The 14,129-nt window shown below is 72.1% G+C and carries 11 protein-coding genes; all 11 read right to left on the bottom strand.

Translation table 11 applies throughout. From position 1 onward, the window contains the following. Positions 1–2 precede the first annotated feature (2 nt). Complete coding sequence (locus ACIBF7_RS33025; RefSeq protein ID WP_148031662.1) at positions 3–3,113, bottom strand: tetratricopeptide repeat protein; 3,111 nt, start codon at positions 3,111–3,113, stop codon at positions 3–5. Between the two features lie 129 nt (positions 3,114–3,242). After that, positions 3,243–3,890: a response regulator transcription factor gene (locus ACIBF7_RS33030; RefSeq protein ID WP_271276520.1), complete on the bottom strand. Its 648-nt coding sequence runs from the start codon at positions 3,888–3,890 to the stop codon at positions 3,243–3,245. Further along, entirely contained in the window at positions 3,887–5,110 is a 1,224-nt protein-coding gene (locus tag ACIBF7_RS33035) for a sensor histidine kinase (protein WP_271276521.1), read from the bottom strand. Before ACIBF7_RS33035 ends, ACIBF7_RS33030 begins: the two co-directional genes overlap by 4 nt. Beyond that, positions 5,107–6,222: an acyltransferase gene (locus ACIBF7_RS33040; RefSeq protein ID WP_271276522.1), complete on the bottom strand. Its 1,116-nt coding sequence runs from the start codon at positions 6,220–6,222 to the stop codon at positions 5,107–5,109. The genes ACIBF7_RS33035 and ACIBF7_RS33040 overlap by 4 nt, the downstream gene beginning before the upstream one ends. Positions 6,223–6,305: 83 nt before the next feature. Beyond that, positions 6,306–7,778, bottom strand: a complete 1,473-nt coding sequence (locus tag ACIBF7_RS33045) for a CotH kinase family protein (RefSeq protein WP_271276523.1) — start codon at positions 7,776–7,778, stop codon at positions 6,306–6,308. Beyond that, the gene (locus ACIBF7_RS33050) at positions 7,775–8,461 is read right to left on the bottom strand and encodes a DUF4956 domain-containing protein (RefSeq protein WP_271276524.1); all 687 of its coding nucleotides are present in this window, start codon (positions 8,459–8,461) and stop codon (positions 7,775–7,777) included. The genes ACIBF7_RS33045 and ACIBF7_RS33050 overlap by 4 nt, the downstream gene beginning before the upstream one ends. After that, positions 8,458–9,216 (bottom strand): polyphosphate polymerase domain-containing protein, encoded by a 759-nt coding sequence (locus ACIBF7_RS33055; RefSeq protein WP_148031659.1) that lies wholly within the window; start codon positions 9,214–9,216, stop codon positions 8,458–8,460. Before ACIBF7_RS33055 ends, ACIBF7_RS33050 begins: the two co-directional genes overlap by 4 nt. Positions 9,217–9,269: 53 nt before the next feature. Next, positions 9,270–10,709, bottom strand: coding sequence for a HAMP domain-containing sensor histidine kinase (locus ACIBF7_RS33060; protein WP_148031658.1), 1,440 nt, complete (start codon positions 10,707–10,709; stop codon positions 9,270–9,272). Beyond that, entirely contained in the window at positions 10,706–11,395 is a 690-nt protein-coding gene (locus tag ACIBF7_RS33065; RefSeq protein ID WP_219546311.1) for a response regulator transcription factor, read from the bottom strand. The genes ACIBF7_RS33060 and ACIBF7_RS33065 overlap by 4 nt, the downstream gene beginning before the upstream one ends. 47 nt (positions 11,396–11,442) lie before the next feature. After that, positions 11,443–12,501 carry a pyridoxal-phosphate dependent enzyme gene (locus tag ACIBF7_RS33070; protein ID WP_271276525.1) on the bottom strand — a complete coding sequence of 353 codons (1,059 nt, stop codon included), beginning with the start codon at positions 12,499–12,501 and terminating at the stop codon, positions 11,443–11,445. Positions 12,502–12,518: 17 nt separating this feature from the next. Beyond that, entirely contained in the window at positions 12,519–14,126 is a 1,608-nt protein-coding gene (locus ACIBF7_RS33075; protein WP_271276526.1) for an FAD-dependent oxidoreductase, read from the bottom strand. Between the last annotated feature and the right edge of the window lie 3 nt (positions 14,127–14,129).

Here is a 14,129-nt window from a genome sequence, read left to right on the forward strand (position 1 = left end):
GATCAGGCCGGATTCGGGCCGCCCCACGGGCCCACCGCCGACGGATCCGCCGCGATGATCTCCCGCCACACATCCAGTAGCTGCTCCAGCCCGGCGATCGGCTCGGGGCGGGCCAGCAGGTCATACAGAGGCCGTACGAACCGATCGCTGGGGCGGCGCTGGTCCACCACGGACCGGAGGATCTCCACAGCCCTCGGCCCGTCGCCTTTGCCGGCCGTGGCCAGCGCGCGGATCTCGGCCATCGTGAACGTCGACGGAAGAACCGTTCGAGGCGGCAGGGGCTCGTCGAAGGCGGCGTGCACGGAATCCGGGGTGTGAACGGACGCACCGCTGGGAGGGTGGGCCCTGTCCAGGATCCACCGTGACAGTTCGCTGCGCGGCCGGGCGTCGGCCTGCTCCAGCTCCAGCCGCGCCCGTTCGAACTCCCCGACACACATCAGTAACAAGCCCAGCCACCCATGCGCGATCGCATAGCCAGGATCGCTCTCGATCGCCCTGCGGTGGGCACGCTCAGCCTCGGTGTATCGGCCCTGCTCTTTCAGCATGATCCCGAGACCGTTGTGGGCGAAGGCGTAATAGGGATCGGCCCTGATCGCCTCGCGGTAGGCATCCTCAGCCTCAGTGAATCGCCCCAGGCCGTACAGAACGTTGCCGAGACCGTTGTGGGCGAAGGCGTAGTCGGGATCGATCCTGATCGCCTCGCGGTAGGCATCCTCGGTCTCGGTGAACCGTCCCAGGTCGTACAGAAGGTTGCCGAGACCGTTGTGGGCGAAGGCGTAGTCGGGATCGATCCTGATCGCCTCGCGGTAGGCATCCTCAGCCTCAGCGAACCGTCCCAGGGCGTGCAGCACGTTGCCGAGACCGTTGTAGGCGACGGCGTAATCGGGATCGATCCTGACGGCCGTGCGGTAGACACCTTCAGCCTCAGCGAACCGCCCCAGGTCGTACAGCAGGTACCCGAAATTGAGGTGGGCGACTACGTCGTCGGGCCGGTAGCGGACAGCGATTCTTCTTGCCTCGACCAGAGCCTTCTGCAGTCGTACGGGTTGTGTCTCGGGGTCCGCCAAAGTGCATGAAAGGGCGAGCTGGCCGATCTTCATGGCCGTGGGACCACTGCCGGGCGTGAAGACACGAGCGGCGCGGCGGAAGCAGCTGACCTGGTCCGCGAGGTCGAGGCCGAGAGCGCGAGCGATCTCGGCTCGAAGAAGGTGCAGGAGGGGCCGGCTGTCGCCATGGAGGAGAGGAGGTTCTGGGGAGGGGGCGGCCGTGAGGGCGTGGATGGCGGCTCTGGCTGACGCGCGGCGAGGAACTGGGGAGCTCAGGTCCATGAGCTGTGTGAGGAGGTTCTGGTCGCTTTCGGTGAGGTACGGCATGAAGTAGGTGGTGATGCCGATCAGAAGGCGGGCGTAGGAAGGCTGGAGGACACGGGCGGGGGCGTAAAGGTGCCGCAGGACAGGGATGCCGTCGGAGGGATTGATCCAGCAGGTGTGCCAGAGCAAGGCGGCCGTGGTGGTGCGCCAGGCGGTGTCGGTGAGCTGGGCCTCGATGCTGCTGTGCTGATGGCCGGCGAGTTGCTGCCGGAGGTGGTCGACGGCGCGGGTATTGATGTCTGTGACGGTGGCGCGGTGCTTGGGGACCAGGAGAAAGGTCCGGATGGCGTCACGGACGTCGCGGTGCAGGGTCCCGTCGCCGCTGTGGACGAAGTCATGGTGCCGGCCGAGTTCCCGGAGGCGGGCGGCGACGTCTCCGGCCTCGATGCCCCACAGGGCGGCGAGCATGGCGGGGTCACGGTCGATCGCGACCACGGTGTCCTCGCGGCGCGGAGCCCAGGGGGAGTCGAACAGGTCAGGCGGGAAGGCGCTCGGGCGGGTGGGGTTCTGCTCGACGTTGACGAGGGCCAGCCCGTGGAGGGCGGGCAGATCCCGGTGCAGGTCGGAATCGGGATCGTAGGTGGCGTGGTGGAGGTAGCGCTCGGCCATCCGGGCCACGACGGTGGAGACGGTGCCGTCCGGGGCGACCTCGTCGTAGAGCTGTTCGAGAGGGCGGCCGGTGCGGACCTGGTCGGCGATCATCTTGCTCATGATGTGCAGCGCCAGGGGTACGCCCTGGGTCAACGCGATCACTCGGTCGAGGTCCAGTTCGGGCGGAAGTGAACCTAACCGCTGCTGCAGGTATTCGGCCGCGGTGCGGTCGTCGAATCGGCGCAGCGTGATGGTCCGCAGCCGTTGCTCGTCCACCTCACGCTCGTATCGGATGGATTCGCTGTCTCCGGCGGCCACGAGATCGGATTCCAGGCGGGTGCCGATCACCCATACCACCCGGCGGCCGGAACGGCTCATCACCTCCCGCAGCCAAGGCCCGGATCCACCCAGGAGCTCACAGGTGTCCAGGACCAATACCACCGGCTGCTTGCGCGACAGGGTCTTCAAACCGTCGGTGAATGCCGTCACCAGCCCGTCGATCTGGTCGACCAGTGCCCGGTAGGCGGCGGGGTCGATCTGAGTGGCCCGGTTCTGCTGGAAGCTCGTGGCGATCTGCGCCCCCGTGCCCGCGACGGTGCTCGTGGCGTCGGTGATCGCTGATGGGACGCCCGCCGCCTTGGCGATCTCTCCTCCGGCTTTGACCATCGCGGCGATCTGCGTGAAGGTCAGGGGCCTATGACCCACTTGTTTGCCCAGGCCCAGCCGGGCGGCTTCGGCTTCCAGCTCCGGTAGTTTGGTCACCTGCTGCTGGAAGGCGGCGAACCCCTTCAGACGCCGCCGTTTGACAGGCCCCCAGGCGGTGGTGGAGTTCTCGATGCGGGTGCGGATCCGTTCCATGATCCGCCAAATCGCCGGGCCGGCGAACTCCACATACTCCTCCGCGTGCAGCTCCCGGTCCCGTTCCCAATCCACCAGGAAGACCGTGAATCTGCCGGCGGAGACCTCGGGCAGCCGCCCGGCCGCGATCTCGGCGAACCGGCGCAAAAGCGTCGACTTGCCGATCCCTCCATAACCCTGCACCAACACGACGTATCCCTCGTCGGGGCCGTCGTCGGTCTGGCCTGCGGCTTCGGCCAGGACCAGCCGGAATCGGTCCTGTTCCTCGCTACGCCCCACGAACAACGCCGCCACCCGCCACCTCCTGAACCGGCACCCGAAGCCGGCACATTTCAGTCAACACGCCGTCACGCCGAGCGACCACCCATGCCGCAGAAGTGACATGAAGCATTTGCCCGCCGAAGCGCAGATAAGCGGAAATCCCTACGGGTTCGGCGGGCGGACCAACCCGGTCTCGTAGGCGAACACGGCGGCCTGGGTGCGGTCGCGCAGGCCCAGCTTGACCAGGATGCGGCTCACGTGGGTCTTGACCGTCTGCTCGGCGAGCACCAGCCGCTCGGCGATCTCCGCGTTCGACAGGCCCTGCGCGATCCGCGCCAGCACCTCGGTCTCGCGCTCGGTCAGGCCGGAGAGGCGGTCCATGCGCTGCCGGGGCCCGGCCATCCGGGAGAACTCGGTGATGAGCCGCCTGGTCACCCCCGGCGCCAGCAGGGCGTCACCGGCGGCCACCACCCGCACCGCGTGCGCCAGCTCCGCCGCCGAGGCGTCCTTCAGCAGGAACCCGGAGGCGCCCGCCCGCAGCGCCTCGTACACGTACTCGTCCAGGTCGAACGTCGTCAGCACCAGCACCTTGACGGCTCCGCTGACCCGGCGGGTCGCCTCGATGCCGCTCAGCCCGGGCATGCGGATGTCCATCAGCACCACGTCGGGGGAGAGCTCGGCGACCTTGGCGACGGCGTCCAGTCCGTCCACCGCCTGCCCGACGACCTCGATGCCGGGCTCGGCGTTCAGCAGCACGGTGAAGCCCTGGCGGACCATCGTCTGGTCGTCGGCGACGAGCACGCGGATCATGGGGTGTCCTCGGCGGGGAGCGCGGCGGTGACCTCGTAGCCGCCGTCGGGGGTGGGACCAGCGGCCAGCTCGCCGCCCAGCATGTGGGCGCGTTCGCGCATGCCCAGCAGTCCGAGCCCGGCCCCGTGCGAGGACGGGGCCGGGCGCCGCGGCGCGGTGTTGCGCACGGTGAGCGCGAGCGTTCCGGGCCGGTACGCGATCTCGACCCGTACGGAGGCGCCCGGGGCGTGCCGCATGGCGTTGCTGAGCGCCTCCTGCAGGATGCGGAACGCCGACAGCTCGATGCCGGGCGACAGCGGCCTCGGCTCGCCGGTGGTCGTGGCGGTGACGGTGAGCCCGGCAATCCGTACCTTGGCGATCAGGTCGTCGACCTGGTCCAGCGTCGGCTGCGGGGCGTCGTCCGCCGGTCCGTCGGCCGAGCGGAGCACGCCGAGGACGCGCCGCAGCTCGGCGAGCGCCTCCACCGCGTTCTGCCGGATGCCCGCCAGATTGTCCTTCAACTCCTGCGACGGGTTCTCCACCAGGTGCGGGGCCACCTGCGCCTGAATGGAGATCACCGACATGTGATGGGCCACCACGTCGTGCAGCTCGCGGGCGATCCGGTTGCGCGCCTCCAGCACCGCCCGCCGCGCCCGCTCCTCGGCGGTGACCTCCTCCTGCACGACGAGCTGCGTGCGGGCCACCCGCGCGCCGCGCAGCGCGGCCCCGATGACCGCCGCCGCCAGGACGATGACCAGCCACACCGCCGCCGCGCCCGTGTGGTGGCCCCACGGCTCGCCGACCAGGAACGCCAGCGCGACCAGCACGGTGATCGCCACCATCTCGGCCAGCACTCTCGGCCTGACCCGCAACGCCACCAGCAGGAACAGCATGGCCTGCAGCGCGGCCGCGAAACTGGACCACGAGAACGGCGTGCCGGGCGACAGGTAGATCGGGTGCTCCCGCACCGGCAGGCCGGTCTGCGAGCCGACCGCCATCACCAGGAGCGACACCCACCAGGCCGGGACCGGGCGGAACAGGGCCAGCACCACCGCCGCCGCCTGCCCGATCGCCAGCGGCGAATAGGTGGGGTCGCCGTGGCCGCCCGCGGCATCGACCATGACGACCGCGTACAGCACCACCAGGACGTGCGGCAGCCGCGCCAGCGGGCGCGGGCCGCGCATGCGGGGGAGCGGATCGGCCGCCGCCGTCCACAGGTCCGACCGCAGGGTCCCGATCACGGCTCCACCCTACGGCGCGGAGCCCGTACGGAAGATCGCTCGTAGGTGTGGAAGAGCAGGCAGCACAGGGCCAGCGCGACCGCGAACGCCGGCAGCCAGGCCAGCCGGGCCGCCACCCAGCCGAGCCCGTCGGGCGCCGTGTGCAGGCCGGGCAGGCGGCCACCGGCGTGCAGGCCGGCGACGGTGACGGCGATCATGGCGGTCTGGTGCCAGAGGAAGACGGTCATCGCCGCCAGGTTGACCGCGGCCACCGCCGCCCACGCCGCGGGCCTGGCCAGCAGCCGCCGCAGCGGGCCGGCCAGCAGCGCCGCCGCCCCGCACTGGGCGAGCCCGAAGGCGACGGCGGCCAGGGTCGGCGGGTCGAGGTTGGACACCGGCGCGCCCGGCACCCCGACCATGGCAGCCGGGTACCCGCCCCACGCCACCAGCCCGATCGCCGCCAGCCCGCCACCGGCCACCAGCCCCCACCCGGCCGCCCTCCCCGGCAGGCCGCGCGCGGCCCAGGTCAGGCCCAGGCAGTACGGCACCAGCCAGCCGGCCACCACGTTCACCCAGCCCGCCCAGGAAGGCCCGCCCAGCCCGTACCGGACGAGGTCGGCGCAGGCGACGGCGGCGAGCGGCCACGCCGGGTGCAGCCGCGACACCAGCGGCGTGGCGGCGGTGAGCAGCGCGAACACCAGCAGGAACCAGAGCGGCGACACCACCAGCGTGCCCAGCGTGCGCACCGTCTCCAGCTCGGCCCCGGACACGAACATCGCGCCCGCGGCCACCGCCCACACCCCCGCGAGCGCGCCGACCGGCCGGAACAGCCGCGCCGTCCGTGCCTTCAGCCACGCGCCGTACGGGCCGCGGCGGCGGCCGTTCACCAGCCCGCCCACCAGGAAGAACACCGCCAGCGTCTGGAGCACCCAGGACACCGGCGCCAGCTCCGGCATGACCCGCAGCGGGCTGCCGGCGCGCAGCGTGTCGCCGCCGGCCACCAGGGCGGTCACCAGCCAGTGGCCCAGCACGACGCCGGCGATCGCCAGCGCGCGCAGCCCGTCGACGGCGCGGTCACGGCCCGGCGGGGTGGCGGTGTCGATCCGGTGGACGAGTTCGACCAGGGATGGCATGAGGAGAACCTAGGAACCGCCGCCCCTGACCCGAATCCCGCTGGAGAGCTCATTCGCCGTTGGTCCTGAAGTATGAGGCAGGTTCAGCCGGCGCTCGTCGCCTCGGCGCGCTCGCGCAGGAGGGCGCGGAGCGTCTCGGCGTCGGCGTCGACCGCGCCGGCTCCGGCGTTGAGCTTGTAGCCGCGGACGATGTCGTCGAGCAGGCCCGACAGGATGCCGCCGGCCATGAGTTTCCGGTGGAGTGCGGCGTACTGCTCCTCGTACAGCTTCTTGAAGGCGGGGGTCGCCAGGAAGCGTTCCTTCAGCTTGTGGCTGCCCGTCCGCCCGCCGCCGAACGCGTCGCCGCTGTAGGCGAAGTTGAGGTCCCACGTGACGACTCGGAACCTGCGGGTGCCCAGGTCGTACCAGAGGTAGTAGTTCCTGCCAGGCCCGCTCATGTCGTCGAAGTTGAGCATGAGCTCCTGCAGCGCCACGTAACGGGCGAACGACTCCACCTCCAGGCGTGCGGGCAGCCCGGCCGCGAACTCCTCGTCGGACGCCTCGTCCACCCACCGGATCAGGTTGATCACGGGCTGCAGGTCGGTGCCGCCGACCTTGTTCACCTGTTTGAAGTCGGAGGCGTACCGGGTCTGGTCCTCGCCCTTGTAGGTGAAGGAACCGGTGGCGAGCGACTTGTACAGCACGCCGTCGCCCAGGTTCTCGGCGTAGCCCTCGTCGAGGTACTCCACCACCAGGCGGGGCGCCGAGCTGCGGCCGTTCACGGTGAACGCGCTGTAGGCGAAGCTCTGGGTGGGTTCGCCCGCGGCGCCGACGGTGGAGATGGCGAGCGCCTCGTTGAGCATCGTCGGGGCCCGGCCGGTCACGGGGCGGACGGCGACCTGCGAGTGGCCCTGGTAGCGGCGGCCCTCCACGAACTCGTCGAAGCTGATCAGCCAGGGCAGCGTCTCCGGCTCCTCCGCCTTCAGCGCGGCGCCGAAGCCGCCCATGCCGCCGCGCCTCCGGCCCCGGTCACCGGTCTGCTCATCACCCTCAGCAGGGGGCCGGCCCTCGCGGGGAGGCTGGTTCCCGTCGGGTGGCTGGAAACCGTCAGGTGGCTGGAAACCCTCGGGAGGCCGGAAGCCCTCGGGGCGCTCGCCGCCGGGTCTCCCGGCCGGACGGCGGCCGGCGCTCTCCCCCTTCCAGGTGAGCCCCGCCAGCGTCGAGTTGCCCTTGAGCCGGATGCCGACGCTCGGGATCGTGGTGCCGTCGACGGTCAGGTCCGCTTCGACGTACTCCTTCTCGCCGTCCTTGACGTACGCGGTCAGCATGTCCTGGTAGCTCTCGTCGCGGAACGTGAGCGTGATCTGGTGCGCGACCGAGGTGTCGAACAGGTCCTTGGTGCCCGTGATGTCCTGAGTGACGGCGCCGGCCGTGGTGTCCGGCGCCGAGACCGCGTACGGGCGGACCGTGCCGCTGCCGAACACCCCCCAGCACACGCCCAGGAAGGCCGCGCAGGCGGCGAGGAGCTTCCCGTTCTGCCGGAGCCTGACCGGCAGCCGGCGCCTGAGCCTCGTCACAGGTCGGTCTGGTCGTAGCCGGTCAGGACGGTGACCGACTGGCCGTGGTTGCGTTCGCGCAGGGCCGCCATCAGGTCGGCCGGCTCGCCACCCTTCTTGATCTTCACCGTGTACATCAGCTCGGTGAGAGCCCCGCCCCTGATCGACTCCATGCTGACCAGCTCGAACTCGTCGGTGTGGCGGATCAGCACGTCCTGGATGGCGTGGGTGTAGTCCTCGTCGGCGGGCACCTGCACCTTCACGACCTGGCGGCGCACGTTCAGCTGGAACCAGTCGAACCGGTGCATCACCACGACGATCAGCGAGATCGTCACCGCGGCGACGACCGCCAGCAGGTAGAAGCGGGTGCCGACGGCCATGCCGACGCCCATCACCAGGAAGATGAACCCGACGTCGCGGGTCTCCTTGATGGCGTTGCGGAACCGTACCACCGACAGGGCACCGACCAGGGCGAACGCGCGGGCGATGTTCGAGCCGACGACCAGCATGATCAGCGAGATGAGCATGCCGAGGACGACCAGCGTCTGCACGTACGACTGGCTGTAGGAGACGTTGCGGTGCGTCGCCCGGTACACCCAGCCGATCATGGCGCTGAGCACGAACGACAGCGTCATCGCGATGGCGACGTCGGCCACGCTGAACGTGCCCGAGAGATCCTGGAACGAGAAGTCCATGGGGGTCATGCCTCCGAGAGATCATGATCGGGGACGTGGAAGACGGAGCGCGGGGCCAGCCCGTGCGCCTCGATGCTCTGGCAGTACTTGGAGACCCGCACGACCTGCAGGTTCCGCTTGGCGGTCAGGTCGGTCAGCCAATACGGGACGCGCTCGTTCGCCTTGACCTCCATGATCGCCTTGTGCGGCGGGACGATGAAGCGGTTCCGCGCGTCGGTGCCGAAGCCGAAGTCGCGGTCGCGGCCCCGCACCCGCCGGTCGAACGTCACCCGCAGCCCGGTGTCGGCGTCCCTGCCCAGGTAGGCGTGGCGGGTGTAGCCGGTCATGGCGGTGGCCCGCAGGTCCAGGCGGCAGACCAGGTCCAGCACCTCTTCGAGGAAGGCGCGCTGGGACGGCTCGTGGGCGATCATCTCGCGGCCGTCGCACAGCCGCAGCGCGTCGAGGTACGGCACGCGTACCCGCCGCTTCTGGGTGACCCGGTTGACCCGCTGCTTGATCTCCACGAACACGGGCGTGTCCCCGGCGGCGGAGAAACGGTCGCCGTAGTGGCGGATGCGCAGCTTGCGGCGGAACCTCAGGCCCTCGATCTTCTCCCAGTAGAACCGGAGGTGCCGGGTGTCGTAGTAGGCGCTCCAGATGGCGTAGCCCTCGTCCGGGCAGTGCCGGTCCCGGTCGAGCCGCCGCTCCAGCTCCTCTCGCAGCTCGTCCACGAGGCCCGCGTCCATCAGGTACTTGATCTCGTACCGGTTGAAAAGGCGCAGCATGCCGATATGTGACCCAACGAACCTGGGAATAGTGTGTGAACCCGCCGCGAAGGTCAGGCGGACGGGAGCAGAACGCGGAAGCGGGTGCCCCGCCCGGAGCTGGAAACCTCGATCCGGCCGCCGTGGGCGCTGACGAGCGCGGCGGCGATGGCCAGCCCCAGGCCGGTGCCGCCCTGGTCGCGGGAGCGGTTCGGATCGGCGCGGTAGAACCGGTCGAACACGTACGGCAGGTGCTCGGCGTCGATGCCCGAACCCTCGTCGGCCACCTCCACCAGCGCGGCCTCGGTGCCCGGAGCCGGTCCCGGCCCGGCGTGCACGCCCTCGGGCGGGCCGACACGGGCGTGCCCGACCGTCACCCGCACCGGTGTGCCGGGCGCGGTGTGGGTGAGCGCGTTGCCGACGAGGTTGGCGATGACCTGGTGCAGCCGGTGCTCGTCGCCCCTCACCCGCACCGGCCGGTCGGACAGCGTCAGGCGGACCGGACGGTCGCGGTCGCGGGCGTGCGCGGCGTGCACCACGTCACCTGCCAGCACGTGCAGGTCGGCCGTGGTCAGCTCCAGCGCGGGCTCCTGGTCCAGGCGCGCGAGCAGCAGCAGGTCCTCCACCAGCACGCCCATCCGCTCGGCCTCGCTCCCGATGCGGCGCAGCAGCCGCTCGGCCGCCGGGTCCCTGGGCGCGTCGCCGTGCTGGTAGAGCTCGGCGAAGCCGCGGATGGAGGTGAGCGGTGTGCGCAGCTCGTGCGAGGCGTCGGCGACGAAGTGGCGCAGCCGCCGCTCGGAGCGCTCGCGCTCGCGCAGCGCGCGGGCCAGGCGTTCGAGCATCACGTTGAGCGCCGTGCCGAGCCGGCCCGTCTCGGTGCGCGGGTCGCTGTCGGCGACCCTGCGGTCGATGTCGCCGGCCGCGATGGCCTCGGCCGTACGCTCCATCCGGGTGAGCGGGCGCAGCCCGAGCCGCACCACCGCCAGGGCGGCGGCGGCGAGCAGGCCCAGCACCAGCCCGCCCGCCGCGAGCTGGATGACCAGCAGCTCCCGCACGGTGGAGTCGTCGGACTCCAGCGACATCGACACCGCCGCCCGGTTGCCGTCCGGCAGCGGGACGACGAGCACCCGCCAATCGCCCGTGCCGTCCTCGCCCGGCACGGTGAAGGGGCCGCGCGGCGGCCCGGCGACGAGCTCGGCGGGCACGGCCGGGCCGTCCTGGGCGCCGGTGGGGACGTCCTCCAGCAGCGTCCCCGCCGGGCTGTAGACGTCCACGTCGAACCGGGTGGGCACCCGCACCTCGTCAGGGCGCGGCGGCGGCGCGATCGGCGGCGGGCGCCTGCCGACCCGGTCGGCGAACTCGGCGAGCTGGCCGTCCGCCCGCGCCATCAGCGAACGGTCCAGCAGCAGCACCCCGGACACCGCGAAGATCGCCAGCCCGGCGGCGGACAGGCCGACCAGCGCCGCCAGCAACCGGTGCCGCAGCGGCCACGGCCGGTTCACGACCCGTCTCATGACGGGTCCCGCAACCGGTAGCCGACGCCGCGCAGCGTGTGGATCAGCGGCGGGCCGAGCACGTCGATCTTGCGCCGCAGGTAGCTGATGTACGACTCGACGATCCGGCTGTCGCCGTCGAAGTCGTAGTCCCACACGCTCTCGAGGATCTGCCCCTTCGACACCACCCGCTCGGCGTTGACCATCAGGTAGCGGAGCAGGCTGAACTCGGTCGGCGAAAGGTGGATGGCCCGGCCCGCCCGCCGCACCTGGTGCGCCTCCTCGTCCAGCTCCAGGTCCGCGTAGCGGAGCACGCCGTCGCCCGCGCGGTCCTCCGGCGGGCGGGCGCGGCGCAGGATCGCCCGGACCCGCAGCACCACCTCCTCCAGGCTGAACGGCTTCGTCACGTAGTCGTCGCCACCCGCGGTGAGCCCGGCGATCCGGTCGGACACCGCGTCCTTGGCGGTCAGGAACAGCACCATCGGGCTCTCGCCACGCTCCCGCAGCCGCCGGGCGACCGCGAACCCGTCCAGATCGGGGAGCATCACGTCGAGCACCACGATGTCCGGCCTCTCCCGCGCCACCGCGTCCATCGCGCGCCACCCGCTGGACGCGGTGGTCACGGTGAAGCCGTTGAGCAGCAGCGCCTCGGAGAGCAGCTCGCGGATGTTCGGCTCGTCGTCGACGACCAGCACCTTCGCGTCCATGGCCTCCTGGATACCGCCACTGTCTGAGAGTCCGCTGAAAGCCGCGGTCAGTCCTTGCCCGCGGGGCAGAGCGCCGGGTTCGCCGTGGTCCCCTCCGTGTTGAGCAGCACCACCGTGGAGCCCGGCCGCACGCCGAGCGACGCGCGGCGCTCGGCCGAGTCCAGGGCGGCCCGGACCCCGGCCAGCGAGGCCGCGCCGCACGGTCCCGCGTCGACGCCCAGAGCCAGGAGCTCTCTCGCGGCGCGGGTGCTGTCGGCGTCCCCGACGGCGACGGCCGCGTCCAGGCCGTCACGCAGGTACGGCCAGGCCAGGCTGGACGGGGTGCCGCAGTTGAGCCCCGCCATGATGGTGTCGCCGGTCTCGACGCGCACCGGCCGCCGCTCCAGCAGGCTGGCCAGCACGCACGCGGCGGTCTCCGGCTCCACGGTCATGACGGCGGTGCCGCCCGGCCGGGCCCGGTAGTGGGCGACCGCCGCCTGGGCCAGGGAGCCGACGCCCGCCGGGACCGCCACCAGCCCGGGAGCCTCCCCGAGCTGCTCGTCCAGCTCCGCGAAGAGGGTCGCGTACCCTTCCACGATCCAGCCGGGCGTCTCCTCGTACCCGGCCCAGGCCGTGTCCTGCACGAGCACCGCGCCCGGCTCCCCGGCGGCCGACGCCGCCCGCTGCACCGCCTCGTCGTAGCTGCCGCGCACCTCGGTCACCTCGGCGCCCTCGGCGGCGATGGCCGCCACGGCCTCGGGGTGCACGCCGCCGGGGGTGAACACCCGCGCCCGCTGCCCGAGCAGCCGGGCCATCCGGGCGACGGCCCTGCCGTGGTTGCCGTCGGTGGCGGTGACCAGCGTCAGCGGCCCCTCCCGCCGTTCCAGGATGCGGTGGATCGCCCAGGACGCCCCCAGCGCCTTGAACGCCGGCAGCCCCAGCCGTGACGACTCGTCCTTGACCAGCACCCGCCCCACGCCCAGGTCTCCGGCCAGCGCGGGCAGCTCGGTGAGGGGGGTGGGGGAGTAGCCGGGCAGCTTGGCGTGGAGTTTCCTGGCCTGGTCCGACGGGAGCGCGCAGCTCCAGTGGCGGGCGGCGGGATTGGCGTACCAGAACGATGTGAGCACATCTCATGGTCGCGTGATCATCGGCCCGGGTCCAGTCGGCGGATCTTGAGCACGTTGTCGGTGCGGGTGCCGGGGGTGCCGTCGGGCGCGTCCTGGGCGCGCTCGAACTCCTCGCACAGCTCCACCTCCCACTCGCCCTCCGCCAGCTCCAGCGAGTCCAGCACCTCCCGCGCGGTCGGAAGGTGCACGTCCGGGTGGTCGTCCTGCCATGACGGCCACCCGGCGTGGCCGACGATCAGCAGCACGCCGCCGGGCGCGACCGCACCGGCTGCCGCGCGCAGGATCCGCTCGCGCGGCAGGTCCTGGTACGAATGCAGGTAGTGCGCCGAGACCAGGTCGTAGCTGCCCGCGGGGAAGGACGCGCCGAAGTCGTGCCGCTGGAAGTCGATCGCATCGGCCACCCCGGCCTCGGCGGCGAACCGGGCCGCGCGCTCCAGCGCCACGCCCGAGATGTCGGCCGCGGTGACGCGCCAGCCCTGACCGGCGAGCCAGATCGCGTCGCCGCCCTCACCGCACCCCAGGTCGAGCGCGGTGCCGGGGGTCAGCGCCGGGACCTCCCTGGAAAGGATCATGTTCGGCCGGCCGCTCCAGACCCGGGTGCTCCCGCTGTAGCGGGCGTCCCACCACTGCTGACCGGACATCTCCTGGTCCGCCGCGTACCTGTTGTGCAGGCGCCGCTTCTGCACGCCTTCGGAGACCCCGCGCTCCGCCTCGGCGGAGAACGGGACGGGACGGGTCTCGGCCGCGTGGCGGGCCTCCTCGGCGATCAGGTCGGCGTTGACCGCACGGGCCGCGCGGGCGCCCGCGGCGGCGGCGCCCAGCGCGGTCTCGGTCACGTCGGTGACGCCGCCCGCCGCCCACACCCCCGGCACGCCGGTCGCGCCCGTGGCGTCGGCGGCCAGCCGCACGCCGGCCGGGACGCCGGCCACCCGCTGCTCCTCGGTCTCCAGGCCGAGCCCGGCGAGGAAGCCGGCCCGGGCGGAGGCGCGCGGGGCGACCACCAGCACCTCGCAGGCGATGACCCGCCCGTCGGCCATGGTGACGCCGGTGAGCGCGTCTCCGGTCACCTCCAGGCCGGTGACCTTCCCGTTGACCAGGGCGATGTCGCGGGCGGCCAGCCGCTCGTACTCCTCGCCCGCAGGCTCGGGCGCGGTGTGCAGGAACAGCGTGACGTCCGCGCTCCACTGCCGCCACGTCAGCGCCTGGTGCGCCGCGATCGGGCCGGTGGCGAGCACGGCGACGCGCCGGTCGCGCATCTCCCAGCCGTGGCGGTCCGGGCAGTGCACGACGTCCCGCCCCCACCGCCCGGCCAGGCCGGGCACGCCGGGCAGCTCCTCGCTCACCCCGGTGGCCACCAGCAGCCGCCGCGCCACCACCGAGGAACCGCCGGCCAGCGCGACGCGGAAGCCGCCGTCCACCCGCCCGACCTCGGTGACCGTCCCGTCGGCGACCTCGCCCCCGTACCGCGCCACCTCTTCCCGCCCCACGCCCGGGATCGCGGGCTCCTCGCGCGACCGGCCCGAGTCCACCACCAGCACCGTCCGCCGCGCCCTGGCCAGCGTGACCGCCCCGCTCAGCCCGGCGACCCCACCGCCGACCACGACCACCTCGTACGTACGACTCATGAC

Source organism: Nonomuraea sp. NPDC050478, assembly GCF_044458265.1.
In the GTDB taxonomy this organism is placed as follows: Bacteria; Actinomycetota; Actinomycetes; order Streptosporangiales; family Streptosporangiaceae; genus Nonomuraea; species Nonomuraea ferruginea.

Coding starts and splice junctions, on each gene's coding strand:
- ACIBF7_RS33060 (WP_148031658.1), bottom strand. CDS start 10,709: ATGAGACGGGTCGTGAACCGGCCGTGGCCGCTGCGGCACCGGTTGCTG.
- ACIBF7_RS33030 (WP_271276520.1), bottom strand. CDS start 3,890: ATGATCCGCGTGCTCGTCGCCGACGACCAGACGATGGTCCGCCAGGGC.
- ACIBF7_RS33040 (WP_271276522.1), bottom strand. CDS start 6,222: ATGCCATCCCTGGTCGAACTCGTCCACCGGATCGACACCGCCACCCCG.
- ACIBF7_RS33065 (WP_219546311.1), bottom strand. CDS start 11,395: ATGGACGCGAAGGTGCTGGTCGTCGACGACGAGCCGAACATCCGCGAG.
- ACIBF7_RS33050 (WP_271276524.1), bottom strand. CDS start 8,461: ATGACCCCCATGGACTTCTCGTTCCAGGATCTCTCGGGCACGTTCAGC.
- ACIBF7_RS33055 (WP_148031659.1), bottom strand. CDS start 9,216: ATGCTGCGCCTTTTCAACCGGTACGAGATCAAGTACCTGATGGACGCG.
- ACIBF7_RS33075 (WP_271276526.1), bottom strand. CDS start 14,126: ATGAGTCGTACGTACGAGGTGGTCGTGGTCGGCGGTGGGGTCGCCGGG.